Source organism: Ruegeria conchae (assembly GCF_000192475.1).
GTDB classification, from domain to species: domain Bacteria; phylum Pseudomonadota; class Alphaproteobacteria; order Rhodobacterales; family Rhodobacteraceae; genus Ruegeria; species Ruegeria conchae.
Genome location: NZ_AEYW01000025.1, coordinates 78,828 through 102,432, shown reverse-complemented (window position 1 = coordinate 102,432; position 23,605 = coordinate 78,828). Strand labels below are relative to the sequence as shown.

The 23,605-nt window shown below is 56.7% G+C and carries 24 protein-coding genes; 7 read left to right on the top strand and 17 right to left on the bottom strand.

Annotated elements, in window-relative coordinates:
• Window positions 1-41: 41 nt before the first annotated feature.
• The 6 genes from G7G_RS0121760 to G7G_RS0121735 all read right to left on the bottom strand — a co-directional run bounded on the left by G7G_RS0121760 (window position 42) and on the right by G7G_RS0121735 (window position 6,432).
• Window positions 42-845 carry a CE1 family esterase gene (locus G7G_RS0121760; protein WP_010443592.1) on the bottom strand — a complete coding sequence of 268 codons (804 nt, stop codon included), beginning with the start codon at window positions 843-845 and terminating at the stop codon, window positions 42-44.
• A 910-nt stretch (window positions 846-1,755) separates the two neighbouring features.
• Complete coding sequence (gene pheS / locus G7G_RS0121755) at window positions 1,756-2,829, bottom strand: phenylalanine--tRNA ligase subunit alpha (protein ID WP_010443591.1); 1,074 nt, start codon at window positions 2,827-2,829, stop codon at window positions 1,756-1,758.
• A gap of 70 nt (window positions 2,830-2,899) precedes the next feature.
• Window positions 2,900-4,270, bottom strand: a complete 1,371-nt coding sequence (locus G7G_RS0121750) for a glutamate--cysteine ligase (RefSeq protein WP_010443590.1) — start codon at window positions 4,268-4,270, stop codon at window positions 2,900-2,902.
• 67 nt (window positions 4,271-4,337) lie between these two features.
• The gene (locus G7G_RS0121745) at window positions 4,338-4,865 is read right to left on the bottom strand and encodes a hypothetical protein (protein ID WP_010443589.1); all 528 of its coding nucleotides are present in this window, start codon (window positions 4,863-4,865) and stop codon (window positions 4,338-4,340) included.
• Entirely contained in the window at window positions 4,862-5,707 is an 846-nt protein-coding gene (locus tag G7G_RS0121740; protein WP_010443588.1) for a GNAT family N-acetyltransferase, read from the bottom strand. Before G7G_RS0121740 ends, G7G_RS0121745 begins: the two co-directional genes overlap by 4 nt.
• The gene (locus tag G7G_RS0121735; RefSeq protein ID WP_010443587.1) at window positions 5,707-6,432 is read right to left on the bottom strand and encodes a 16S rRNA (uracil(1498)-N(3))-methyltransferase; all 726 of its coding nucleotides are present in this window, start codon (window positions 6,430-6,432) and stop codon (window positions 5,707-5,709) included. The genes G7G_RS0121740 and G7G_RS0121735 overlap by 1 nt, the downstream gene beginning before the upstream one ends.
• A 12-nt stretch (window positions 6,433-6,444) precedes the next feature.
• Between G7G_RS0121735 and ubiA the strand changes: the two genes are divergently transcribed.
• From ubiA to G7G_RS0121715, 4 genes are all read left to right on the top strand, one after another.
• The gene (ubiA, locus tag G7G_RS0121730) at window positions 6,445-7,407 is read left to right on the top strand and encodes a 4-hydroxybenzoate octaprenyltransferase (RefSeq protein ID WP_010443586.1); all 963 of its coding nucleotides are present in this window, start codon (window positions 6,445-6,447) and stop codon (window positions 7,405-7,407) included.
• 66 nt (window positions 7,408-7,473) lie between these two features.
• On the top strand, window positions 7,474-9,372 hold the full coding sequence (locus G7G_RS0121725) for an OmpA family protein (protein WP_010443585.1): 1,899 nt from the start codon (window positions 7,474-7,476) through the stop codon (window positions 9,370-9,372).
• 1 nt (window position 9,373) lies between these two features.
• Window positions 9,374-9,694: a hypothetical protein gene (locus tag G7G_RS0121720; RefSeq protein ID WP_010443584.1), complete on the top strand. Its 321-nt coding sequence runs from the start codon at window positions 9,374-9,376 to the stop codon at window positions 9,692-9,694.
• 163 nt (window positions 9,695-9,857) lie between these two features.
• Entirely contained in the window at window positions 9,858-10,388 is a 531-nt protein-coding gene (locus G7G_RS0121715; RefSeq protein ID WP_010443583.1) for a hypothetical protein, read from the top strand.
• A 49-nt stretch (window positions 10,389-10,437) separates the two neighbouring features.
• Here G7G_RS0121715 and G7G_RS0121710 read toward each other — a convergent pair whose 3' ends face one another.
• Genes G7G_RS0121710 through pgsA form a run of 3 tightly spaced genes read right to left on the bottom strand, consistent with a single transcriptional unit; the run spans window position 10,438 to window position 11,800 of the window.
• Complete coding sequence (locus tag G7G_RS0121710; protein ID WP_010443582.1) at window positions 10,438-10,881, bottom strand: molybdenum cofactor biosynthesis protein MoaE; 444 nt, start codon at window positions 10,879-10,881, stop codon at window positions 10,438-10,440.
• A gap of 1 nt (window position 10,882) precedes the next feature.
• Window positions 10,883-11,128, bottom strand: a complete 246-nt coding sequence (gene moaD, locus G7G_RS0121705) for a molybdopterin converting factor subunit 1 (RefSeq protein ID WP_010443581.1) — start codon at window positions 11,126-11,128, stop codon at window positions 10,883-10,885.
• A 3-nt stretch (window positions 11,129-11,131) separates the two neighbouring features.
• Complete coding sequence (gene pgsA / locus G7G_RS0121700) at window positions 11,132-11,800, bottom strand: CDP-diacylglycerol--glycerol-3-phosphate 3-phosphatidyltransferase (protein WP_010443580.1); 669 nt, start codon at window positions 11,798-11,800, stop codon at window positions 11,132-11,134.
• Window positions 11,801-11,990: 190 nt separating this feature from the next.
• Here pgsA and G7G_RS0121695 point away from each other — a divergent pair, with 190 nt between their 5' ends.
• Window positions 11,991-12,875 carry a DMT family transporter gene (locus tag G7G_RS0121695; RefSeq protein WP_010443579.1) on the top strand — a complete coding sequence of 295 codons (885 nt, stop codon included), beginning with the start codon at window positions 11,991-11,993 and terminating at the stop codon, window positions 12,873-12,875.
• Here G7G_RS0121695 and uvrC read toward each other — a convergent pair.
• The 7 genes from uvrC to G7G_RS0121660 form a co-directional block, all read right to left on the bottom strand.
• Entirely contained in the window at window positions 12,872-14,746 is a 1,875-nt protein-coding gene (gene uvrC / locus G7G_RS0121690) for an excinuclease ABC subunit UvrC (protein ID WP_010443578.1), read from the bottom strand. The two genes, G7G_RS0121695 and uvrC, sit on opposite strands and share 4 nt — an antisense overlap.
• Window positions 14,747-15,036: 290 nt before the next feature.
• A complete protein-coding gene (locus G7G_RS0121685; protein WP_010443577.1) occupies window positions 15,037-15,816 on the bottom strand; it encodes an SDR family oxidoreductase in 780 nt (259 codons plus the stop codon).
• A 21-nt stretch (window positions 15,817-15,837) separates the two neighbouring features.
• Window positions 15,838-16,800 carry a calcium/sodium antiporter gene (locus G7G_RS0121680; protein ID WP_010443576.1) on the bottom strand — a complete coding sequence of 321 codons (963 nt, stop codon included), beginning with the start codon at window positions 16,798-16,800 and terminating at the stop codon, window positions 15,838-15,840.
• 168 nt (window positions 16,801-16,968) lie between these two features.
• Window positions 16,969-17,766 (bottom strand): S49 family peptidase, encoded by a 798-nt coding sequence (locus G7G_RS0121675; RefSeq protein ID WP_029622261.1) that lies wholly within the window; start codon window positions 17,764-17,766, stop codon window positions 16,969-16,971.
• Window positions 17,767-17,870: 104 nt separating this feature from the next.
• Complete coding sequence (locus G7G_RS0121670) at window positions 17,871-18,632, bottom strand: ABC transporter permease (RefSeq protein ID WP_010443573.1); 762 nt, start codon at window positions 18,630-18,632, stop codon at window positions 17,871-17,873.
• Entirely contained in the window at window positions 18,629-19,558 is a 930-nt protein-coding gene (locus tag G7G_RS0121665; protein WP_010443572.1) for an ABC transporter ATP-binding protein, read from the bottom strand. Before G7G_RS0121665 ends, G7G_RS0121670 begins: the two co-directional genes overlap by 4 nt.
• Window positions 19,559-19,650: 92 nt before the next feature.
• The gene (locus tag G7G_RS0121660) at window positions 19,651-20,166 is read right to left on the bottom strand and encodes an SRPBCC family protein (protein WP_010443571.1); all 516 of its coding nucleotides are present in this window, start codon (window positions 20,164-20,166) and stop codon (window positions 19,651-19,653) included.
• Window positions 20,167-20,310: 144 nt separating this feature from the next.
• Between G7G_RS0121660 and G7G_RS0121655 the strand changes: the two genes are divergently transcribed.
• On the top strand, window positions 20,311-21,405 hold the full coding sequence (locus tag G7G_RS0121655; RefSeq protein WP_010443570.1) for a CaiB/BaiF CoA transferase family protein: 1,095 nt from the start codon (window positions 20,311-20,313) through the stop codon (window positions 21,403-21,405).
• A 58-nt stretch (window positions 21,406-21,463) separates the two neighbouring features.
• Here G7G_RS0121655 and hemE read toward each other — a convergent pair whose 3' ends face one another.
• Window positions 21,464-22,498: a uroporphyrinogen decarboxylase gene (hemE, locus tag G7G_RS0121650; protein ID WP_010443569.1), complete on the bottom strand. Its 1,035-nt coding sequence runs from the start codon at window positions 22,496-22,498 to the stop codon at window positions 21,464-21,466.
• A 107-nt stretch (window positions 22,499-22,605) separates the two neighbouring features.
• On the opposite strand from hemE, the gene hemC reads away from it, so the two are divergent.
• Window positions 22,606-23,562, top strand: a complete 957-nt coding sequence (gene hemC / locus G7G_RS0121645) for a hydroxymethylbilane synthase (protein ID WP_010443568.1) — start codon at window positions 22,606-22,608, stop codon at window positions 23,560-23,562.
• The last annotated feature ends 43 nt before the right edge of the window (window positions 23,563-23,605 follow it).

The window sequence follows — 23,605 nt, the reverse complement described above, 5'->3', positions numbered from 1 at the left end:
TGCTCTGGCAAGTGATCGCGCTGCGGCAGCGAAGTCAACGGTTATGGATAAGTTGGCGTTCGGCCCAAAAGCTCGTCCAACTGCCAGCCGATCCAGCCGTGAGGAATGAAATGCCCGCCCGGATGCGTATCCAGCGTGACCTGCCCCTGCACGCAATCGGTCCACTCTATCCGGCTGAGCGTCAGAAACGGCTTCACGCTCCAATCCCCGCGCGGGGTCGCGCCGTTGCAGTCGAACTTGGCCTTCCACAGCGCCACCGGATAGGTCGTATCCCCGTCTGGCCCAAAGGGAAAATCCATCACCGTATCGTCAAGCCCGTGCACATGGCGCACCTCGCGCGGAGCTTCCGGGCAATCCTCGGTCTGGCGGATCGAGCCCGCAACCGCTAGTAGCGCTGCGATGTCATTTCCCGACTGGCAGACAAAGCGCCACGCCATCGCGCCGCCATAGGAATAGCCCGAAACATAGATGCGTTCAGGATCAATGGGATAGTTTTTGGCCACATCCTCCAAAACCCGATCAGCGAACGGCACGTCTGCGGTATCAGCGGTCCAGAAATTCCAGCTTTTGCCCAGCCCGTTCGGAGCCACCAGCAGCACATCGCGCAGCTTGGTTGCCCCGGCGATGCGTTGATGGTTCACCACTACATCGCCTTGCCGCGCCCAGCCGTGGAAATGCAACAGCACCGGCAGAGGCGTTTCGCCATCCCAACCTTCAGGTTCCAGCACATGATACGAACGGTCGTCGATCTCACAGGCGGTATCGCCGTGGCAGTTAGATTTCCACGGCCCCATCGCAAAGGCCGGAGTCGCGGTCAGCAGAAGAAAAAGCAGTCGATAGATCATAAGCCGGAGCCTAGCGACGTCTGCCGCACTGTCACATAACATATTGGTGTAGGGTGGGGTTTCACCCCACCAACCGCCCCACTGTGGGGTGAAACCCCACCCTACACCGGATCAAGCTACAAAGCCGCGCTATCGCCAGACCGCGGGGGTGGCGATCCTCGGGCTGTGCCGAGCACTTTATGCCAGCCAAATCCGCGAAACGCTCAAACGGAGCGTTAACGGAGACAAATCGCCAGCCCGTGCGGGCGGTCTGGCGATAGCGCGGCGGCCTATCGGCCTTTGCTCCGCACTTACCTCTTGAATCGATCAATGAGTTTCTTGGTTTTCCAAAACTGAGATTGTTGATCACGCGTGCTTTCATCTCTTTTTTCCCAAACGCGATGATGCGCAATCATGAACAGGCCCGAGAATGGCGCGGATATGAGTAAAGCTAAGCCAGCAACCCAACCTGGAAGTAAACTAACAATTCCAATAAATACCCAATACCACGCGAAGAGTATCGCAAGTCCAACCCACCGACGGTGACGGCTGGAAAACGAATAGGACCAGTCATAATACTTAGCGAGATAAATGCTGAACAGGTACAAGTCTTACCACCAATTCCAAAAACTAGAATTCCGTTTTTGGATTAGGTCTAAGGTTTTGTCTCTTTGCAGTCGATCTCGCACTTGAAAAGCACCGGGCAGCAAAAATTCGAGCCCAGCAACGAGTAGTCCCGGCAGAAACAAAATTGCTGAGACTACAAAAGCAATCAAGACTGCTGTCGATGAACTTTCCCACACCCAAGATACAAGTGTTGGTGGAATAAACACCGCGAAGAACAAACATATGAACCAATGAAGCGGCTGTTTGGAAACCCTAAGCTTCCACCAATCACGATATAACGTCAGCCAGTCGTCCAATGATCTACCTACCGCGACAAACCACCATGCAGGTTCGGCATATCCAGCGCTGCAAATCCGTAGTGCCGCAACCACCGCAAATCTGAATCAAAAAACGCCCGCAAATCCGGAATGCCGTACTTCAGCATCGCCAGACGGTCGATGCCGATACCAAAGGCAAAGCCCTGATAGACCTCGGGGTCGATGCCACCGGCGGCGATTACCTTGGGGTGGACCATGCCCGAGCCCAGAATCTCCATCCAGTCGTCGCCCTCGCCGATCTTCAGCTGACCGTTATCCCAGGAACAGCGGATATCGACCTCGGCCGACGGCTCGGTAAAGGGGAAGTGCGAGGCGCGGAAGCGCAGTTCGACATCGTCGACCTCGAAGAACGCTTTCACGAACTCTTCCAGAACCCATTTTAGGTTGGCCATCGAGATGTCCTTGTCGATGGCCAGCCCCTCGACCTGATGGAACATCGGCGTGTGGGTCTGGTCATAATCGGCGCGGTAGACGCCGCCCGGGCAGATCACGCGGATCGGCGCGCCCTGCAGCTCCATCGAGCGAATCTGAACCGGAGAGGTATGGGTGCGCAGCACGTGCGGCGGACGGTTATCACCCTCGGCGCGGTGCATGTAGAAAGTGTCCATCTCAGCCCGCGCGGGGTGGTGGCCGGGGATGTTCAGGGCATCAAAGTTGTGCCAGTCGGTCTCGATCCGCGGCCCTTCGGCCACCGAGAAGCCCAGTTCGGCAAAGATCGCGGTCAATTCCTCGGTCGCCTGGCTGACCGGGTGGATCGAACCCTGACGGCGCGCGCGGGTCGGCAGGGTGACGTCCAGCCATTCGGTGCGCAGACGCTCATCCAGCGCCGCATCAGCAAGCGCTGCTTTCTTGGCCGACAGGGCCGAGTTGATCTCATCCTTCAGGGCGTTCAGCGCTGGGCCAGCAACCTGGCGTTCCTCGGGCGTCATCTTGCCCAGCTCGCGCATCTTCAGCGCGACCTCGCCTTTTTTGCCCACGGCAGCGACGCGGATCGCCTCAAGCGCGTTTTCATCGCCAGCTTCGGCGATTTGGCCCAGATATTTTGCCTTAAGATCGTCCATGACGCCCTCTGAATTTGGTCGCCAACCTGCTATCGGCCCCGCCCCGCGAATGCAAGCGGGACGGTGGGGATCAATAGCTGTATTCGGGATAAATCCGGGTCAGATCGCCATTCCAGTCGCCATTGTAGTGATCCAGCAACTCATCAGCGGGAACCTTGCCCGTATCGATGCTGTCCTTTAGCGCGTTCAGGAAATGCGTCTCGTCCTGCACCAGACCACCTGCGCCGGGGCGCGCGCGCGACGCCAGACCGGCCTCGGCAATCGAGACCACTTCGCGCGCCAGATCATGCATGTTGATGTTGCCAACCTGCGCTTGCAGACCATCCTTGGCAGCCTCAACCCGCAGCGCTTCGCGCGTTTCGGCATCCCAGCCTTTGGCCAGATCCCAAGCGGCATCCAGCGCGGTTTGGTCATAGGTCAGACCGACCCAGAAGGCCGGCAGCGCACAAAGCCTGCGCCATGGGCCACCATCGGCACCGCGCATCTCCATGAATTTCTTAATCCGCGCCTCGGGGAAGGCCGTGGTCAGGTGATCTGCCCAATCGGACAGAGTCGGCGTCTCACCGGGCAGTGCAGGCAGTTTGCCCTGCAGGAAGTCGCGGAATGACATGCCCAGCGCGTTGATATATTGCCCGTCGCGATAGACGAAATACATCGGTACATCGAGCGCATATTGTACATAGCGTTCGAACCCGAAACCCTCTTCGAACACAAAGGGCAGCATACCGGTTCGCGCATCATCCAGATGGCGCCAGATATAACTGCGCCAGCTTTTCTGGCCGTTCACCTTGCCCTCGAAGAACGGAGAATTCGCAAACAGCGCCGTCGCCACCGGCTGCAGGGCCAGTGCGACGCGCAGTTTCTGCACCATGTCCGCCTCGGACCCAAAGTCGATATTGACCTGAACCGTGCAGGTGCGCCGCATCATGGCGCGGCCCATGGTGCCGACTTTCTCCATATAGTCGTTCATCAGCCGGTAACGGCCTTTGGGCATCAGCGGCATCTCGTCATGGGTCCAGATAGGAGCCGCACCCAGACCGATAAATCCTACGCCGATCTCATCAGCTATATCCTTCACCTCACGCAGGTGGATATTCACCTCATCGCAGGTCTCGTGGATCGTCTCAAGCGGAGCACCCGACAGCTCCAACGCGCCACCCGGCTCCAAGCTGACGTTCGCACCATCCTTCTCAAGCCCGATCAGATGCCCGGCTTCGCGCACCTCGGCCCAACCATGACGATCACGCAACCCTTCCAGCACAGCCACGATGGACCGTTTGCCTTCAAACGGCAGCGGTTTCAGCGTGTCTTTACAATATCCGAACTTCTCATGCTCGGTGCCAATGCGCCAATCATCCTTGGGCTTGCAGCCCGATTCCAGATATTCGGCCAGTTGCTCATGGCGTTCGATCGGTCCGCCGCCGGACTGGGGGATGGACATGTTACCCGTGCTCCGATCCTGATATGTCTGTCTTGAAGGTCAGTCCTGAGCGCAAACCGCGCCAGTGTCAATGCAGCCTGAGATGAGCCGGGCGCGAGGGCGTCCGTTCCCAAATCACAACAGGATGCGCTGATCCACCGTTGAGTTCCGACAGCATTTGTTCAGTTTTCAACCCTGGCAGGTTCGAAAACACATCAAACAGAGCCTCAGCCCCTTCGGCGTTCACCGGAATGTGAAGAGTCGGTTGCCCCGGCTGGTCCAGAACCCAAAGAGCTGGGCGCGCGGTTGGGTCCAGCGCAAGTCGTTCGATTTCGCGCGCAGCAACGATCCCGCCATCTAAAGGGCCAAGATAGGTGATCTGGCCTTCATCGATGGTCACAACACCCGGACCACCTGCACCGGTGCGAAAGCGCGCACGCTGTAATCCGATTACGGCCAGTGCAATCGAAACGACCACCAAAATCCAACCCAACCAGCCCAGCAATCCACCGGGTCCGTTGATCCAGCTCAGGCCCAGCAGCAGGACAAATCCAGCAACCAGCACTTCGCGCCAGCGCCACATGGCCAGTTTGGCTTCTGGTCGGATGAAACTCATGCTGTGTCCTCCGGGTTTGTGAACAAGATCAGCGAGAAATAGCCCGCTGGTTGGAACCCAATAGCCATATAAGCACGCGCGGCGGAATCGGAAGCGGCAAACAGAACTGAACGTGAAACTCCAGCGTCCCGCGCCTCGGACAGATGCAAGGCAACAGCGAGACGCGCATAACCTCGGCCACGCAATTCGGGTGGCGTGTAGACCCCTCCGATCTGTACGATCTCGGGCAGGCGCGCATTGAAGCCTGTCATGGCGACGGGCCGATCGTTGACCAGAAGAACCCGGTGGGAATCGCGCGTGCAATAAGCTTCGAAATCTTCGCCTGCCTGTGTTTTTGCCCTGTCGGGAGCAAAATCCATGGCCTCGATCAGATAGTCGTGCCGCCAGTTCTCGGTGATTGCCCTGTCGACTTCATCCAGAGGAACCAGACGGGCGCCTGAAACGTCTGGAATGCGAAGCTGATCCAGCTCCAGCGAAAACCCCGGCTCATCACTGTTAAGCGTCGCGGGCCGGTCTTCCCAGCCACCAAGCTGCATGAGCCACCGCGCCTGCGTGGCTTCCGAGGCAATGCCAAACAGAGCGTGCCCTCGGATCAGGCTTATGGCCTCAGCAAGCTCATCATCCGAACAGTTCGGACATTGTGACAGGATCATACCTTCGTTGGTGATGGCAAAGACAGCGCGAAACGGATCGCCAAGCACCCAGGCTTTCAACGACCGGGGATGCAATTTACGCAGACCGAAATCTCGCAGATTAGCCAACGGAAACATGGATGTCTGGATGTGCTGGGATAGAAATGCGTCAATATCCGGCAGGTCCGTTTCCTGTGCCGGCCGCCACATCAAGACCAATCCCCCAGTGCCTGCTGCCACATGGTCATCGCAGCAACAGCGGCCGTATCGGCACGCAGGATACGGGGGCCGAGGCTGACCACATGAGCATAGGGCAACGCCTTCAGTCGCTTGCGTTCGTGGTCGGAAAAACCACCCTCTGGGCCAATGAGGATGGCCCATGGCTGACCTGGTTCGTTTTCGGCCAATCGCAGGGCCGAGCCAACCTCGGCCTCGTCACAGAACATCAACTGACGATCTTCAGGCCATGCATCAAGCACGCGGTCCAGTCGCTGCAATTCAGTGACCTCTGGCACGAAGGTCCCGCCACATTGTTCCGCTGCTTCCACCGCATGCGCTTGCAGCCGATCCTGCCGAATACGCTCGGAATTGGTGAACCCTGTCTGTACCGGCATAATCCGCGCAGCGCCCATTTCAGCTGCTTTTTCAACGATGAAATCGGTCCGCGCCTTTTTAATCGGCGCGAAGAGCAGCCACAGATCGGGCGGCAGTTGCAGCGGCTTCGTTTGCTCTGCACAGGACAGTAGGCCGCCACGTTTGCTCGCCTCGGCGACATCGGACAGCCACTCTCCATCCTGCCCGTTGAACAGGGCAACCTGCCTGCCAACCGACAAGCGCATGACACCGAACAGGTAATGGGCCTGTTCGCGCGTCAAAGGAACCGATTGCCCCGGACCTAAAGGGTGCTCTACATACAATCTGATCTTCGCAGTCATGAGACCCTACATATGCAAGGCAATGCCCCAACACCAGACGGTCAGGTCGCCGATGCCGCGACCGGCAACTGGGTCGACACGTACGCACCCACCTTTGCGCGCCCTTACCTGCGGCTCAGCCGGGCTGATCGGCCTATTGGCACATGGTTGTTGCTGATTCCCTGCTGGTGGGGTCTGGCACTGGCCATCCTCAGCGACGGGCAACCCCGATGGGAGGATCTTTGGATCGCCATCGGTTGCGCCATCGGAGCCTTCCTGATGCGCGGCGCGGGCTGTACGTGGAATGACATCACCGATCGGGAGTTCGACGGGAAGGTCGAGCGCACCCGCTCGCGCCCAATACCATCGGGTCAGGTCAGTGTGCGTCAGGCAGTGTTCTGGATGGTGTTGCAATGCTTGTTGGCACTGGCGATTCTTCTGACTTTCAACCAGGCCGCCATTGCAATGGGTGTTTTATCGTTGCTTCCCGTCACGATCTATCCATTTGCGAAACGGTTTACTTGGTGGCCACAGATTTTTCTGGGGCTGGCCTTTAACTGGGGCGCATTGCTGGCATGGGCAGCACATACCGGAACGGTCGGCCGGCCCGCCATCATGCTCTATCTGTCAGGCATTGCCTGGACCCTGTTTTATGACACGATCTATGCCCATCAGGATGCAGAGGACGACGAACTGATCGGAATCAAATCCACTGCCCGACTGTTCGGAACCGATACCGCGCGTTGGCTCAAATATTTTCTGATAGGAACGGTCAGTCTGATGGGACTTGCGATTATCGATGCGGCATTGCCGGAGGCGTCGGTCCTTGCATTGGTCGTAGCGCTAAGCGGGCCTTGGGCGATGGGATGGCACCTTGCCTGGCAATTGAGGGGGTTAGACACGGAAGACAACGCCAAATTGCTGCAACTGTTTCGGGCCAATCGCGACACCGGCTTGATTCCGCTGATCTTCCTCTGCGTCGCCCTTTTGCTCTGATTGCACCTCCGTGATGGGCTCTGTATGAGTCCGGAACCAACCGCCCGAGGAGTTTCGATCCCACCTATGCGCATGCCTTACGCTCTTGCCGTTGCGTTGATCTTTGCGGTGACCGCCGTGCTGTCTCTGGTGGCGGCGAGCTATGCAGTGACAAAGATAGAAGATGCATCGGAGTTTGCAGTACGTCGGGCTTTGAATCTCAAGGGCCATGACTGGGCCGAGGTCCAATCCGATGGGTTGCGTGTTGTATTGACTGGTACTGCCCCGGATGAAGCTACCCGGTTCAACGCACTGACCGCCGCCGGAACCGAAGTTGATACCTCGCGTGTAATCGATGAGATGGAGGTCGCGCCCACCGCCGACCTGACCCCGCCCCGTTTTTCGGCCGAGATATTGCGCAATGACAGCGGCATAACAATCATCGGCCTCGTGCCCGCGAGCTTGGATCGCGACGACCTGATCGACAGGTTGCAGCGACTTGATCAGAACTCATCCGTTTCTGATCTGATGGAAAGCGCGGACTACGCCGAACCCAAGGGATGGGATCAAGCCATAGATTATGCAATCGAGGCACTTTCTGGCCTGCCCCGTGCCAAGATTTCCGCCAGCCCTGGATTGGTACGTATCACCGCCATCGCCGATAGCCAGCAGGAGAAAGACAGGCTGGAACAAGACCTGAGCCGTGCCGCACCGCCCGGACTGCGAATCGGCCTTTCCATCTCGGCGCCCCGCCCCGTTATCACGCCGTTTACGCTCCGCTATCTGATAGATGAAAACGGCGGACAGTTTGATGCCTGCTCTGCTCAGAGTGAAGACGCGCGGGAGCTGATCGTCGCCACCGCGCGCGAGGCTGGTTTGACCGGGCAATATTCCTGTACAATCGGGCTGGGGGTTCCTTCGCCTCGCTGGTCTAATGCTGCACAGCTAAGCATCTTGGCACTGGCCGAGATTGGACAGGGGTCGGTCACCATGTCGGATGCCGACATCACGTTGGTAGCGGCCCAAGATACCAGCCCCATCTTGTTTGATCGTGTTGTGGGGGAATTGGAAAACGCGCTTCCCGACGTATTCGCCCTTCATGCAGTACTGCCTGAACCCGAGCCCGACGATCCCGCTGGACCGATTGAATTCAACGCCACCCTCAGCCCTGAAGGTCTGGTGCAGTTGCGTGGCCGTGTCAGTGACGAGACCTTACGCGACATGACCGACAGTTTCGCCCGCGCCGCCTTTGGATCAACGCAGGTTTACACCGCCACCCGTGTGGTTCAGGACCTGCCAACCGATTGGCCCGTTCGGGTTCTGGCCGGGCTCGATGCCTTATCTCATCTACACAACGGAGCATTGACTGTAACGCCAGACGACGTTTCGCTGACAGGGGTCAGCCACGATCCCGATGCAAAGGCGCGGATCGCTGGATTGCTATCGGACAAGCTGGGCGACGCTCAGGATTTCAACCTGTCGATCACCTATGTTGAACCGCCAGCGCCTCAAGATGCGCTGCCAGATCCGGAGGTTTGCGAAGAACAGATCGCCGAAGTTCAAAGCAATAGTAAAATCGCCTTCGAACCAGGGTCGGCGACAGTCGCCTCCGACTCGCGCGATGCGTTGAATCAGATCGCGGACATCCTGCGCGAATGCGGCCCGATACGATTGGAAATACAGGGCCATACCGACAGTCAGGGTCGCGAGGAAATGAACCAGCAACTCAGCCAGGCGCGTGCGCAATCTATCCTGAACGAACTACGTGGTCGGCGTGTCCCCACCTCAAGCTTTTCAGCGGTCGGATATGGCGAGACGCAGCCAATTGCGGACAATGACACCGAAGAAGGCCGTGAAATAAACCGCCGCATCAAGTTTCATCTGATCCGGCCTGAACCTGTGCCAGATACTGAGACCGGGCTTGAAGCCGTAGAAGCAGAATCACCGGACGCCGAAGCCCAGGATGCAGGCTCAGAGGACCAATAAAGTGAACAGAATCGAATTCGTTATCGCCACCGCTATCATCCTGTTTGCTGCCTTCTGCATGGGCTGGTTTGCGAACTGGCTGGCACATCGACTGTCGCGCGTCCGTCAAAGCGACGTGGCTGATCTGGATCGCATGAGCCAGGAGTTGCACGAGGCCGAGGAAACGCGCGATCAAGCAATCACCTATCTGCAGCAACGCGAAGCGGAGCTGACCAACCAGCTAACGCAGACCGAAGCCGAACTGAGTGCAGCGATGGAGGGATTGCGTGCCGCGCGGCAAGAGGCTGAAGAGCTGCGTGGTAGGATCAACAACGCAGACTGATCTTGGCAACCTAGAAAGCTAATCCTGTTTCTACGCTTAGATCGGCGTATTTTGGCCGATAGGCGAGCACTGTCTTCATTTCCACAACTTATTCAATAATATGAATTGGTGTGTTTTTGCCTGCGCACTGAACTGTTCACGATCCAAGAAACTGGAGTGTACTATGTTTTTCAAACCAACTTTTAAGACCGCCGCAATCCTTGGGATGTTTGTGACGACCGCTGCAGTCGCCTCAAGCGATGTGATCCCGTCAGAGAATGACACCTTTACAAAATGGGGTGAAGAGTCCGGTTGGACCATCTATGTGGATGAAACCCGTGGGTCCTGCCTGATCGAGCGTGTCGACGGTAACAGCAACGTCGTTCAGATGGGACTGACAAAAGATCAGGAGATGGGTTATCTCGGCGTCTTCACACAAAACGACATCGGCTTGAAAGGCAAAAAGGAGGAAATCATCCTATCGCTGGACGGCAACGTTTACTCGGCCGAAGCGCGCAAGAAGACAAAGCACCTCGCTGAAGGATACACAGGGGGCTACATTCTGGCCAACAATCCGCAATTTGTCGAAGACGTCATGAAGAAATATGAGATGACGGTTTTCCCGGAAAAAGAAACCGGATTCACCGTAAGCCTTGATGGCACTCTGAAAGCGATCGAAGCTGCTCGGACCTGCAACACGGAACAAAGCAGTTAAGTCGATCAACCCAATCTCGGCATCCGGCAACGGGTGCCGGACCCAGTCTTTACCACCGAGTCAGCGCGTCCTCGTCCTCATCCTTGGCCGCGACCCATTCGGCCCCGTCCGAGGTGATTTCCTTTTTCCAGAATGGAGCGCGGGATTTCAGGTAGTCCATCAGGTATTCCGCCGCCTCGAACGCATCCTTGCGGTGCCGTGCAGCGGTGGCCACCATCATGATCCGGTCGCCCGGCGCAAGCCGCCCATGGCGGTGGATCACCAGCACATCCCCCAAAGACCAGCGTTTCTGCGCCTCTTCGGCGATCTTGGTCAAGGCGCGCTGGGTCATTCCGGGGTAGTGCTCGATCTCCATCACGTCCAGATCGCCCGAAGCAAGATCACGGACGACGCCTGTGAAGGTCACGATGGCCCCATTGGCGTCATCTCCGGCGGCAAAAGCACTGGCCTCGGCACCCAGATCGAACTCTTCTTCCTGAACCGAGATGCGCAATTTAACCACCGGTCATGGGTGGGAAAAACGCGACCTCGCGCACTCCCGCCAGTGACGCGTCAAAATCTGACAATTCCTGATCCAGAGCCACCCGCAGCGCAGACAGATCGGCAAAGGCCGCCGCATAGCGGTCCTCTCGCGCGCTAAGCTCGGCGACCAGATCAGACACCGTTGCGGCCTGCGTCTCAACCTTTTCTTTCGGCAGACCGATGCGTTCACGCACCCAGGCAAAATACAGCACGTCCATTGCTTAGCTCTCCTTCAGGTGGGGCATGGCTTTACGTAGGTAGTCATAGCCGGTGATCAATGTCAGCGTCGCAGCGATCCACAGCAGCCACAGACCAATACGGCCAGACCAGAACATGCCTTCAAGATGCCAGCGCATGTGGCCCAGATCCTCTACCTGCCCGGTCAACACCTGATCGATGGTCGTGGCGTCCATGCCGAACGTGGCCATCACGAAGTGGTGTTCGAATATGCCCTGCGAAAACAGGATCGCGATTGCCACCATCTGCGCCGTGGTTTTCCACTTGGCTAGTTTTGTGACCTTTAGCGTCCCGGCCACATCACCCAGATATTCCCGCAGACCTGAAACAAAGACTTCGCGAAAGAGGATCACCGTTGCGGGCAGCACCAGCCATGGCGTCCAGTGCTCGGTCGAGTAGCCGACCAGGATCATCAACGCGATCACAACCATCGCCTTATCGGCGATTGGGTCCAGCATGGCCCCGATTTTGGTTTCCTGTTTCCAAGCCCGCGCAAGATAGCCGTCGAACCAATCAGTGATGGCCGCAGTCAGGAACAGGATCAGCGCAAACCAATCCGCATAGGGGCGCGTGAAATACAGAAACATCACGGCAAGACCCGGCGCAGCCACGAGGCGCAGGACGGTCAGAATATTCGGCAGGTTCCATTTCATGGCTTGGACCCTACATCGCCGACCCGAGACATAAAAGATGAGGTCGCGAAAAACTCACAGCACACAAGCGTTTGGCACGTGGCACGTCACAGAGTCGCAACAGTAGAGAAGTCTTCAGATTCATCTTGGCATCGCAAGACATTGAAGTCAGATTGGCGGATGGTCCGACCTGAAAGTACCTGAACCCCACATGACACCGCAGATCCAAACCGACCCCCGGTCGAACCTGATCGGTAGCGCCTGGATGATCGCCGCCATGGCTTTGTTCGCGATCGAAGACGCGCTGCTAAAAGGCGCATCGGCTAACTTGCCGATCTGGCAGGTTTTGCTTCTGTTTGGGACGGGCGGATCAATGATTTTTGCATGCGTCACAACCTTACGCGGCGGGCGGTTATTCCATCCCGATGTCTTGTCTCGGCCCATGAAAATTCGCGTCTTTTTCGAGATCCTCGGACGGATGTTCTATTTGCTGGCAATCGCTCTGACGCCACTCTCATCTGCGACAGTGATTTTGCAGGCCACGCCGCTGGTCGTGGTTGCTAGTGCGGCGCTTTTCTTTGGGGAAACCGTCGGCTGGCGACGCTGGAGCGCGATTGCAATTGGTCTGGTCGGTGTCGTCATCATCATCCGACCAACAGGCGATAGTTTTACGATGCTGTCACTTCTGGCGGTGTTCGGGATGTTGGGATTTGCGGGTCGCGATCTGGCGAGCCGCGCCGCGCCCGCGACACTGGGTGCAGACGTGCTGGGGTTCTACGGGTTCCTCTCGGTCGTGGTTGCTGGTATCGCCTATCGATTCTACGAGGGCGCGCCGATGGTAGCCTTGACGGGCAGTACTGGTGCCTACATTGCGACCGCAGTAGTGATTGGGACGATCGCCTATGCGTCACTCATGAAAGCAATGCGGACGGGCGAAGTTTCAGCTGTAACACCCTTTAGGTATTCTCGGCTTCTGTTCGGGATCGGTCTGGGTGTGTTCTTATTCAAAGAGCAATTGGATCAAACAATGTGGATTGGCAGCGCCCTGATCGTGGCCTCCGGTCTTTATATTCTCTGGCGCGGGCGAAAAGCCTAACCTTTGTCGTGGAAGAAATCATAGACTTTCTGCGCCAGCCCGGCTGAGATACCTTCGACAGCTTTTAGGTCTGCCAAATTGGCTCGGCTTACAGCTTTGGCGCTGCCAAAATGAGCCAACAGAGCACGTTTGCGTGCAGCTCCGACGCCGGGAATTTCATCCAAGGGCGTAGCACCAACCGCTTTGGCCCGTTTCGCACGGTGCGTCCCGATGGCAAAGCGGTGGGCCTCGTCCCTTAGGCGCTGGATGAAGTACAATACGGGATCATTGCGTTTCAAGGCAAAGGGGCGTTGGCCGATGCGATGGAACTCTTCTTTGCCATGGTCGCGATCCACGCCTTTGGCGACACCGATCATTGGAATATCTTCGACCCCATGCGCCTGCATGATCTCGTGCACAGCACTCACCTGTCCGGCTCCGCCATCTATCAACAGCAGGTCAGGCCATAGCCCCTTATCGCGATCCGGGTCTTCTTTTTGCAAGCGAGTGAAACGGCGGGTCAGGACCTCTTTCATCATGCCGAAATCATCACCCGGGGTCAGATCGTCGCCACGAATGTTGAACTTGCGGTAAGCGTTCTTCATGAACCCTTCAGGACCTGCGACGATCATGCCCCCTACTGCGTTAGTTCCTTGTATGTGAGAGTTATCGTAAACCTCGATCCGGTTCGGCGGTGCGTCCAGATCAAATGCCTCGGCCACACCCCGCAGCAATTTGGCCTGCGTGGCACTTTCTGACATCCGTCGGGCCAGTGATTCACGCGCATTGCGTAAGGCACCAGCCACCAATTCCTGTTTCTCGCCACGCTGGGGCACATTGATTTCAACCTTACGGCCGGCTTTTTCGGTTAGCGCCTGTTGCATCAGATCGGCGTTTTCGATTGCATCAGACAGGATCAACTGACGCGGCGGTTCCTTATTGTCGTAGAATTGCCCCAGGAACGCCTCCATCACCTCTGCCGGAGACACGTCCGCACCAACGCGCGGATAGAAGTCCTTATTCCCCCAGTTTTGATTGGCGCGGATAAAGAACACCTGTACGCAGGCCTGCCCGCCGTCCATATACAGGCCGATCACATCCGCCTCAGCCACACCGCGCGGGTTGATGCCCTGGCTGGTCTGCACCTGCGTCAACGCCCGGATTCGGTCGCGCAGACCAGCGGCGCGCTCGAATTCCATCGCCTCGGACGCGGCCATCATCTGATCGGCCAAATCTTCCTGCACCTTGGTGGATCTGCCAGATAGAAACCGTTCGGCGTCCTTTACGCTTTCACGATAGTCCGCATCGGAAATCAGCCCAACACATGGCCCAGAACAACGCTTGATCTGGTAGAGCAAGCAAGGCCGCGTGCGGCTATCAAACATTGAGTCAGAACAATTCCGCAGCAGGAATGCTTTCTGCAACTGGTTCAGCGTCCGGTTTACGGCTCCAGCACTGGCGAATGGCCCGAAATAGGCGCCTTTTTCCTTCTTGGCCCCGCGATGCTTCTTGATCTGCGGAAAGGCATGATCCTTGGCGACCAAAATATTGGGAAAGCTTTTGTCGTCCCGCAGCAGCACATTGTATTTTGGCTTGAGCTGCTTGATCAGGTTTTGTTCCAGCAGCAGTGCCTCGGTCTCTGTCCGCGTGGTCAGGAACATCATCGAGGCAGTCGCTGCAATCATCTTCTCGATCCGACCCGAATGACCCGGGCGCGTATAGTTCGACACCCGCGCCTTCAGATTCCGCGCCTTGCCGACATACAGGACACGACTGTCCGCATCCAGCATCCGGTAAACACCCGGCGAGCTGTCCAGCGTTTTCACATAGCGCTGAATGCAGGCATAGCCGGTGGCTTGTGTTGATGAATCGGGGTCGGTGCTGGCTGTCATGGCTCTGAGATATGATTCTCTGACCATGGCTGCAATCTTGAGCCCCTTAGATCAAGAGAAAACAAATCCACGACTTCTGTGGATAAGTATGCAGATAACTTTTGGGGCATCGTGATTTTCCCTTGAATCATTGCCTATTCGTTAATCTGCACAAAAAATAGGCAGTATTTTAACTATTTGTTTTCAAACGATACTTTTTCTGATGTGAGACAAGTGTATGAAAATTAAGACATTTTTGTAACGTGCATGTAACGTAAATGAGAGCGGTGCAAAACTTACCGCAGTTTTACCTATTCTACGCCCAGTACATCCGGTGTCTGCCAGCCCAGATGCTGCCCGCCATCCACGCACAAAAGCTGACCGGTGACCGAATGCGCATCCAGAAAATAGCCAAGCGCGGCAGTGATATCTGACGGATTCGCGCCGCGCTTAAGAATCGTGTTCCGGCGTTGAGCGTTAAAGTGCTTTTCGCTTTGTCGATGACCCTGCATCGTCGGTCCCGGGCCGATTGCGTTTACGCGGATCGCTGGTGTCAATGCCTGAGCTGCGGTTTGGGTCAGGGTCCATAGACCCATCTTGGCGATCGTATACGACATGAACTCGGGCGTCAGTTTACGAACGCGCATGTCCACCATGTTCACAATCAGACCCACTGCCTGGGGCTCACCCTGTTCATCCAAAGTCGGCTGCAATCCCTGTGCGGCCATGGCCTGCGTCAGAACAAATGGCCCGCGCAGGTTGCTGTCGAGGTGGCGATCCCAGCTGTTGCGCGTAGCGGTATTAATATTGTCATATTCAAAGATCGAGGCATTGTTGACGAGGCAAGTTATCGGCCCGCCAAGCGCCTCCGCCGAGCGGGGCAGCAACGAGCTGACCTGAGCTTCGTCAAGCAGATCTGCCTGCAGAGCGACTGACTTTCGCCCCAGCGCTTGCACTTCATTCACTGTTTCAAGCGCTTCCCGTTCCGAGCTTGCGTAATGCACAGCCACATCCATCCCGCGCCGCGCCAGGTATAGTGCCATCGCGCGGCCAAGACGTTTTCCCGCTCCGGTCACCAGTGCTTGGGTCATGGGCTCTCTCCCCAGGTCTGATCAGGCCAGAAGGCTAACCACATAGATCACATAAAGTAGCGTCAGGACCAAACCCCAGACCCGCGTGATGTCCTTTTTGAAGAAAACAAACGGGACCAGCAAAAGCGATGCACCCAGCATCACCCAGAGATCAAAGCGTAGAAACTCAGGATCAACCGGGATACGCCCAAACAGAGTTGCGATACCGACAATGGCCAGCAGATTAAACATGTTCGATCCGATAACATTGCCCAGCGCCACATCTGCCTGCCGACGCAATGCCGCCATGACCGTAGTCGCCAGTTCCGGCAAGGATGTGCCAACCGCGATCAAGGTCAGGCCGATCACAGTTTCGCTCACGCCATAGCTCTGGGCGATGATGGTTGCATTGTCGACCAGCAAATGGGCACCCATTGGCAGACCGATCAGGCCCAGGATCAAATAAACTGCTACCTTCCAATAAGGCATGTCGGGGTCTGCTTCCTCCAGACCGTCTAGTTCGTCGTCATCAGCACAGGCTTCACCACAGGCTTTGCGGTGGGCATGCGCCTCACGAAAGGCATTGGCGAGAACCAGAGCCAAAGCTGCCAGCAAGATCGCCCCACTGAGCAGATTAAAGACCCCGCAAAATGCCAACCCGATAAACAGAACCGAAGCGAGCAGCATGAAGATATAGTTTTTTCTGCTGTCACATTCGCTTGTGTGCAACGTCGCCAAAAGCGCCGGAAGCCCCAGAACCAACAGAATATTCGCCGTGTTCGACCCCACCACATTGCCTAGCGCTATCCCCGGCGCATTTTCTTTGATCGCACTGATCGCGATCAACAATTCAGGTGCCGAGGTGCCAAAGGCAACAATCGTAAGGCTGACAATCAGCGCAGGCACACCCAATCTCAGGCTGAGGTTCACGGCCCCGCGGACCAGCGCATCACCTGCCAACAGCAGGATTAGCAATCCAAGGCCAGAGAACAGCCACGCGCTCATCCACGGCCTCCTGTTTCACAAGGACAGGGGCCCTTACCGATCCGAAACCGCCCGCAACGTGGACATTTTGCAGAACTCAACCGTTTCTGACCCGGAAAGCGGAGCTTTCCGAACATCGCCAGAACACCCATGGCAACCAGAAACAGTGTGACTATTTTGATGATCACGTCACAACCCGAAACGCGCGTATGCAGCACGCTCCTCAAGCCCGGCAAAGGCGTCCTGAGCAATCGTCGCCCCAAAACGGGACCAGATCGGTTTGCGCAGGCCATAACGGCGGAATTTGACCTTATCTCCAAACTTCTCCTGCATTTTGGGCTTCAGATGTGCAATCCCGTCGATCAATCCCAACTCTTGCGCACGCCGCGCCAGCCAAACCTCGCCATTGAACAGGTCAGCACTGGTATCCAGCTTGCCGTCTCGGCGAGACTTTACGTGATCAATGAAATTCTCGTGGATATCGCCCAGCAGCACTTTGAGCCGTGCAACGTCGTCTTTCTTTTCGGGGGCAAACGGATCGAGCATCGATTTCGACTGACCCGCTGTGTGCACACGTCTTTCAAAGCCCTGGCGTGCCAGAAAAACATGCGCGCCGAAGCCAGAAGAGATCACGCCTATCGATCCCAGAACCGAACTGTCATCGGCCCAAATCTCATCTGCCGACGCCGCCAGCCAGTATCCGCCTGAGGCGGCCACATCTTCGACGAAGGCATAGACCGGAATATCAAGCTCTTCCGCCAGCCGCCGGATACGCGCACCAATCAATGAGCTTTGAACAGGCGATCCACCCGGAGAATTGACCTCAAGCGCCACGGCGGCAGGCTTGCCTTTGCGAAAAGCTTTTTCCAGTACCGGCGCCAAGGCGGTGGCATTCATCGACCCGCGCCCAGCCATTCCGATGGCACCGGACAGCCGAACAACGGCCACCATGGGCTGCTTTTTCAAGAAGGGCAGGCTGAGTTTCATGGAAGCCGATGTAGAGGGCGCCGAGGCTGTAAACAAGAGACCCGAAGCGCCATAAACGCGACGTGAACCAATTTCACACACCTGATGGGCAAAAATGCAACGCCCTAGCTACGGATGCGCCAGCCGGTTTTGAAGATCCAGCCGATGATTGCAAGGCAGATTCCGGTAAAGGCAAGTATGGCCAGAAGGCTCCAGAAAATGGGTACATCGGCGATTCCGTAGAATGACCAGCGAAAACCTGAAATCAGATAGACCACGGGGTTGAACAGCGTGATCGTTTGCCAAAGGGGCGGCAGCATTGAGATCGAGTAGAACGTTCCGCCCAGAAAGATCAGGGGCGTCACGACAAGTTGAGGGACCAACGACATCTGCTCAAAATTCCCGGCCCAGATACCCACGATAAAGCCCAGCAACGAAAAGCTGAGACAGGACAGGATCAGGAAAGCCGCCATGGCAAAGGGGTGTTCTATGCGTATATCGACGAAGAACGTCGCGGTGGCCAGAATGACAAGGCCGACGAAAAGCGCCTTTGTTGCCGCCGCACCCACATATCCGATCACAATCTCAATGAAATTGATCGGTGCCGACAACAGCTCATAAATCGTGCCCAGAAACTTCGGAAAATAGATTCCGAAAGATGCGTTCGAGATCGACAGCATCACCACAGACAACATGATGAGACCCGGCACAATGAAAGCGCCGTACGAAACGCCCTCAATCTCTTGAATGCGACTGCCGATCGCGGTGCCAAACACCACGAAGTAAAGCGAGGTCGACAGCACTGGCGACAAAAAGCTCTGTGCGAGCGTACGGAAGAACCGGGCCATTTCGAACCGGTAGATTGCGGCAATTGCAGACCAGTTCATGCGGGCTCTCCGGATACGAGGTTAACGAATATCTCTTCAAGGCTCGACTGACGGGTCTGAACGTCGCGCAATACCAGACCAGCCTGCGCCACATCATTGAGAAGAGTGGTGATCCCGGTACGATCGGCATGGGTGTCGTAAGTGTAGATCAGCGAGTCTCCGGCCCCATTCAAAGTCAGGTTATGCTCGGACAAGCTTTCGGGAATGGTCGATACAGGCTCGGTCAGCATTACCTCGATCTGTTTTTTACCCATCTGCGCCATCAATGTGTCCTTATCCTGGACCAGCAAAAGCTCACCCTTATCGATGACGCCGACACGGTCGGCGATTGCCTCGGCTTCTTCGATATAGTGGGTGGTCAGGATGATGGTGACACCGGCCAGTTTCAACTCGGCCACGATCTCCCACATGTCCTTACGCAGTTCGACATCGACGCCAGCGGTGGGTTCATCCAGAAACAGCACCCGTGGCTCATGCGCCAGAGCCTTGGCAATCAATACGCGGCGCTTCATGCCGCCAGATAACTCCTTGATTGAATTGCGGCGCTTGTCCCAAAGGGACAGCTTGCGCAAAATCTCTTCGATCCGGGCATTGTCAGACCCGTGGCCGAACAGCCCTCGTGAGAAGCGAACAGTATTCCAAACCTTCTCGAACGGCTCCAGCGCGATCTCCTGCGGCACCAGTCCTATCATCTTTCGCGCCGCGCGAAACTCGGTCTGGATGTCATGCCCCCCCACGGTAACCGATCCTGATGTCGGAGTAGTAATGCCGCAAACAGTGGAAATCAGCGTTGTTTTACCAGCACCATTCGGACCCAACAGCGCAAGAATCTCACCTTCTTCAATGTCCAGAGACACGCCTTTCAACGCCTCAAAACCATCGGCATAGGATTTCCGCAAATTGCGGATGGACAAAATGGTGGTCATGCGTTCCCTCGTTCTGGCCCTGCAACCTATCGCGGGGGACCATCTTGGAACAGTCCAATTCCGCGCATGCTCATGCGCATGTATGCAGGGGCTTAATCTCGCCCTGTCAAACGGCCTAGCCAACCCTTTTTAGTTTCTTCCTCGGCGTCATCGTCTTCCGGCGGTGGCCCTTCAAAGTGCTCTTGCAGATTGGCAAAAAACTGATCCGCCATCTTCTTGGCAAATCCATCAATCAGGCGGCTTCCCAACTGCGCTAGCTTGCCCCCCACTTTGGCATCAACGTCGTAGATCAGAAGCGTGCCGCCAGACTCGCTTGGCCCAAAACTTACATTTGCACTGCCCTTGGCAAAGCCTGCGGCCCCACCCTTGCCCTCACCCGCGATGGTCAGACGTTCCGGTTCAACCATATCAGACATGGTAACGGTCCCTTTGAAGGTCGCCTTCACGGGGCCGACCTTTTGCACCACGGTCGCATGGTATCCTTCAGTCGGATCGCCAGTAATCCCTTGTGCACCACTGATGCAGGCTTTCAGCACTTCAGGATCCAGCAGGGCAGAATAAACTTCGGCGGGTGACGCCTGAATTTCGCGTGTATCGCTTAGCTGCATCTGAGAACCTCTTTCATACCTACGGCAGACCGACATAGACCTAGCCCTGAATTGTCGATGCAAGCAACCCAATTGCAGGGGCAAAACAAACTCTTCGCTTGCATTCGCTGCGCCACGCAGAAACCCTGCGTCGCAGGAGGGACCATGCTGAACGGAATTCGTATCATCGAAGTCGAAGGGCTTGGCCCGGGCCCTTTCGCAGCCATGCTGCTGGCGGATATGGGTGCGGACGTCATCACTATTCACCGTAAAGGATCTGCGATCACACCGGGAATGCCTGAGCGTTCCCTTCTGGACCGAGGCAAGCGATCCATTGCGCTGGATCTCAAGGACCCACAGGAATTAGGGACAGCGAAACGTCTGATCGCAACCGCTGATGCGCTGATCGAAGGCTTTCGCCCTAGCGTGATGGAAAAGCTTGGGCTGGGCCCTGAGGATTGTCATCAGATCAACCCGAAACTGGTCTATGGCCGAATGACTGGTTGGGGACAGCAAAGCCCTTTGTCCAACACTGCAGGCCATGATCTTAACTATATCGCGCTTTCGGGGGCGTTGTCTTACGCTTCCCCACCTGGCCAACCACCCTTAACACCTGCAACGCTCGTCGGAGATATCGGCGGTGGCGCACTGTATCTGATCGCAGGTCTGCTAGCCGGGCTTCTGAATGCCCAAAGCACAGGAAAAGGCACGGTGGTGGACGCTGCCATCTACGATGGTTCAGCCCATATGATGAATCTTCTGATGAGCCTGCGCCAGACTGGCAACCTGTCCTACACTCGGGGTGAAAGCCTGCTGGACGGCCCACATTGGAGCCGCACTTACACGTGCGCAGACGGTGGCTTCATCTCAGTTCAATGTCTGGAGCCAAAGTTTTACGGCTGCTTTCTGGATATCCTCGGGCTTGGCGATGATGCAGAATTCGCTCGGCAATATGACCAAGCTGCGTGGCCGGGCCTGACGGAACGCCTGAGCAAAATATTTGCCCAGAAACCTCGCGATGAATGGGCGGCGCTGTTCCAAGATACAGACGCCTGCGTTGCCCCGGTCCTAAGCCCGCAAGAAGCGCTAGATCACCCCATGAACACGGCCCGCCAAACATGGATCGACCACGACGAAACACGTCAAGCCGCAGCGGCACCAAGATTCTCAACCTACGATTGGCACCCTCGATCTAGCCCAAAACGCGGAGAGCACACAGATGAAATTCTGAACGATCTCCCGCCCGCTTCATCTGGCTAAAAATATCTCGGGGGTGAATTGGCCGAAGGCCAAGAGGGGGCTGGCCCCTTAGCCCGACTTACCGCCCGCGCACCGTATCGATCATCAATTGAACGTTCTCGGGATCGGCATCCGGTGTAATACCATGACCCAGATTGAAGATGTGTGGCCCTTTCGAAAAGGCCTTAACAATTCGACGTGTCTCATCAACCAGCGCCTGACCACCCGTGACCATATGCAATGAGGCTAGATTGCCCTGCACACACCCATCGACTTGTACATTCGCAGCAGCCCATTCGGGCGACACAGAATTGTCCAGTGCGACGCAATCCACTCCGGTGGCTTTGGCGAACCCGATGTAGCCCTGATCCGCTTCGCGCGGGAACCCGATGACGGGTATGCCCGGGTGACGGGCCTTTATGGCTGCGGTAATCACGCGGCAGGGTTCAACAGCGTATTTCTGAAACGCTTCGCCTTTCAATGATCCTGCCCAACTATCAAAGATTTTGACAACCTCGGCCCCGGCCTCGATCTGAGCTGACAGGTATTCAATCGTCGCAGCAGTGATCCGATCCAAAAGCGACTCGAACAGCGCAGTGTTTTCTTCACGCAGCCTATGGGCTGGCCCCTGATCCGGGGTGCCCCGTCCGGCGATCATATAGGTCGCCACTGTCCAGGGCGCGCCTGCAAATCCGATCAATGCGGTTTCAGAAGGAAGCTCACGCGAAAGAATACGCACGGTCTCATAAACCGGAGACAGAGTTTCATGGATCGCATCAATCGGCTTCAGCGCATCGAATTCCGATTGCTGCGTGATCGTGGACAGACGCGGCCCCTCACCAGTGACAAACCATAAATCCGCGCCCAGCGCCTGTGGCACCAGCAAGATATCGGCAAACAGGATCGCAGCATCAAATCCGTAACGGCGGATGGGTTGAAGGGTAACCTCGGCGGCCAGCTCGGGATTATAGCACAAGGACAGGAAATCACCGGCCTGTGCACGCGTGGCGCGATATTCGGGCAGATACCGCCCGGCCTGCCGCATCATCCAGATCGGCGGCACTTCCTGAACCTCACCCGCCAGCGCCCGCAGTATTTTCTTTGTCTCGGCCATTCGTGCCCCCAGTATTCCGGTTTGGTGCAACGGGTCGGCCCTCAGTGGCAATTTGTCAAGCTCTGCCCCCATTGTCAGGGCAATGTGACGCGACTAAAGCTGTGCACATGAGTCTGATATTGCCTACCCCCGCATCGCCTCTGAAAATCGGTACCCGTGGATCCCCGCTGGCACTGGCGCAGGCCTATGAAACCCGTCAGAGGCTTGGTGCCGCTTTCGACCTGCCTGAGGACGCGTTCGAGATCGTGGTGATTAAGACGACCGGTGACAACCGCGCCATGATCGACGCGGACCGACCGCTGAAAGAGATTGGCAACAAGGGTCTGTTCACCAAGGAAATCGAAGAGGCGATGCTAAAAGGCGAGATCGACATCGCCGTGCATTCGACCAAGGACATGCCGGTGGAACAGCCTGACGGGCTGGCGCTGGATACATTCCTGCCACGCGAGGATGTGCGCGATGCGTTTATCTCGCCGTCATTGAGCTCGATTCACGAACTGCCCGAAGGCGCTGTTGTCGGGACGTCTTCGCTGCGCCGCCGGGCGCAATTGCTGAACCGTCGGCCCGATCTGAACGTGGTTGAGTTTCGCGGCAATGTTCAAACCCGGTTGAAGAAACTGGCCGATGGCGTGGCCGATTGCACCTTTCTGGCTATGGCCGGTTTGCGCCGATTGGACATGAAGGACGTCCCAGCGACCGCCATTTCCACGGTCGACATGCTACCTGCTATTGCTCAGGGCACGATCGGCATTGAAAGACGCAGCGATGACACGCTCGCTGCAGAAATGCTGGCCGCAATTCATCACGTTGAAACCAGCCAGCGGCTCGCCGCAGAGCGCAGCTTGCTGGCCGGGCTGGACGGTTCATGTGAAACTCCGATAGCTGGATTGGCTGAAATCCGAGATGGCCGGTTGCATCTGCGCGGCGAAGTTCTGCGCCCGGATGGGTCCGAGGCCATCAACGATGAGGTAACCGCATCGGTCGATGACGGGATCGAACTGGGCCAGTCCATGGCAGCATCTCTTCTGAAACAAGCTGGTCCAGGTTTCTTCGATTGGCGATAAGGAAAAAATATATACAACTTCAAGGTAATGTGAACTTCTTCAC

What these genes read in the sequence shown, in the direction of transcription:
- G7G_RS0121760 (WP_010443592.1), bottom strand. Translation starts at nt 845, where the DNA reads ATGATCTATCGACTGCTTTTTCTTCTGCTGACCGCGACTCCGGCCTTT.
- pheS (WP_010443591.1), bottom strand. Translation starts at nt 2,829, where the DNA reads ATGGACGATCTTAAGGCAAAATATCTGGGCCAAATCGCCGAAGCTGGC.
- G7G_RS0121750 (WP_010443590.1), bottom strand. Translation starts at nt 4,270, where the DNA reads ATGTCCATCCCCCAGTCCGGCGGCGGACCGATCGAACGCCATGAGCAA.
- G7G_RS0121745 (WP_010443589.1), bottom strand. Translation starts at nt 4,865, where the DNA reads ATGAGTTTCATCCGACCAGAAGCCAAACTGGCCATGTGGCGCTGGCGC.
- G7G_RS0121740 (WP_010443588.1), bottom strand. Translation starts at nt 5,707, where the DNA reads ATGTGGCGGCCGGCACAGGAAACGGACCTGCCGGATATTGACGCATTT.
- G7G_RS0121735 (WP_010443587.1), bottom strand. Translation starts at nt 6,432, where the DNA reads ATGACTGCGAAGATCAGATTGTATGTAGAGCACCCTTTAGGTCCGGGG.
- ubiA (WP_010443586.1), top strand. Translation starts at nt 6,445, where the DNA reads ATGCAAGGCAATGCCCCAACACCAGACGGTCAGGTCGCCGATGCCGCG.
- G7G_RS0121725 (WP_010443585.1), top strand. Translation starts at nt 7,474, where the DNA reads ATGCGCATGCCTTACGCTCTTGCCGTTGCGTTGATCTTTGCGGTGACC.
- G7G_RS0121715 (WP_010443583.1), top strand. Translation starts at nt 9,858, where the DNA reads ATGTTTTTCAAACCAACTTTTAAGACCGCCGCAATCCTTGGGATGTTT.
- moaD (WP_010443581.1), bottom strand. Translation starts at nt 11,128, where the DNA reads ATGGACGTGCTGTATTTTGCCTGGGTGCGTGAACGCATCGGTCTGCCG.
- pgsA (WP_010443580.1), bottom strand. Translation starts at nt 11,800, where the DNA reads ATGAAATGGAACCTGCCGAATATTCTGACCGTCCTGCGCCTCGTGGCT.
- G7G_RS0121695 (WP_010443579.1), top strand. Translation starts at nt 11,991, where the DNA reads ATGACACCGCAGATCCAAACCGACCCCCGGTCGAACCTGATCGGTAGC.
- uvrC (WP_010443578.1), bottom strand. Translation starts at nt 14,746, where the DNA reads ATGACAGCCAGCACCGACCCCGATTCATCAACACAAGCCACCGGCTAT.
- G7G_RS0121685 (WP_010443577.1), bottom strand. Translation starts at nt 15,816, where the DNA reads ATGACCCAAGCACTGGTGACCGGAGCGGGAAAACGTCTTGGCCGCGCG.
- G7G_RS0121680 (WP_010443576.1), bottom strand. Translation starts at nt 16,800, where the DNA reads ATGAGCGCGTGGCTGTTCTCTGGCCTTGGATTGCTAATCCTGCTGTTG.
- G7G_RS0121675 (WP_029622261.1), bottom strand. Translation starts at nt 17,766, where the DNA reads ATGAAACTCAGCCTGCCCTTCTTGAAAAAGCAGCCCATGGTGGCCGTT.
- G7G_RS0121670 (WP_010443573.1), bottom strand. Translation starts at nt 18,632, where the DNA reads ATGAACTGGTCTGCAATTGCCGCAATCTACCGGTTCGAAATGGCCCGG.
- G7G_RS0121665 (WP_010443572.1), bottom strand. Translation starts at nt 19,558, where the DNA reads ATGACCACCATTTTGTCCATCCGCAATTTGCGGAAATCCTATGCCGAT.
- G7G_RS0121660 (WP_010443571.1), bottom strand. Translation starts at nt 20,166, where the DNA reads ATGCAGCTAAGCGATACACGCGAAATTCAGGCGTCACCCGCCGAAGTT.
- G7G_RS0121655 (WP_010443570.1), top strand. Translation starts at nt 20,311, where the DNA reads ATGCTGAACGGAATTCGTATCATCGAAGTCGAAGGGCTTGGCCCGGGC.
- hemE (WP_010443569.1), bottom strand. Translation starts at nt 22,498, where the DNA reads ATGGCCGAGACAAAGAAAATACTGCGGGCGCTGGCGGGTGAGGTTCAG.
- hemC (WP_010443568.1), top strand. Translation starts at nt 22,606, where the DNA reads ATGAGTCTGATATTGCCTACCCCCGCATCGCCTCTGAAAATCGGTACC.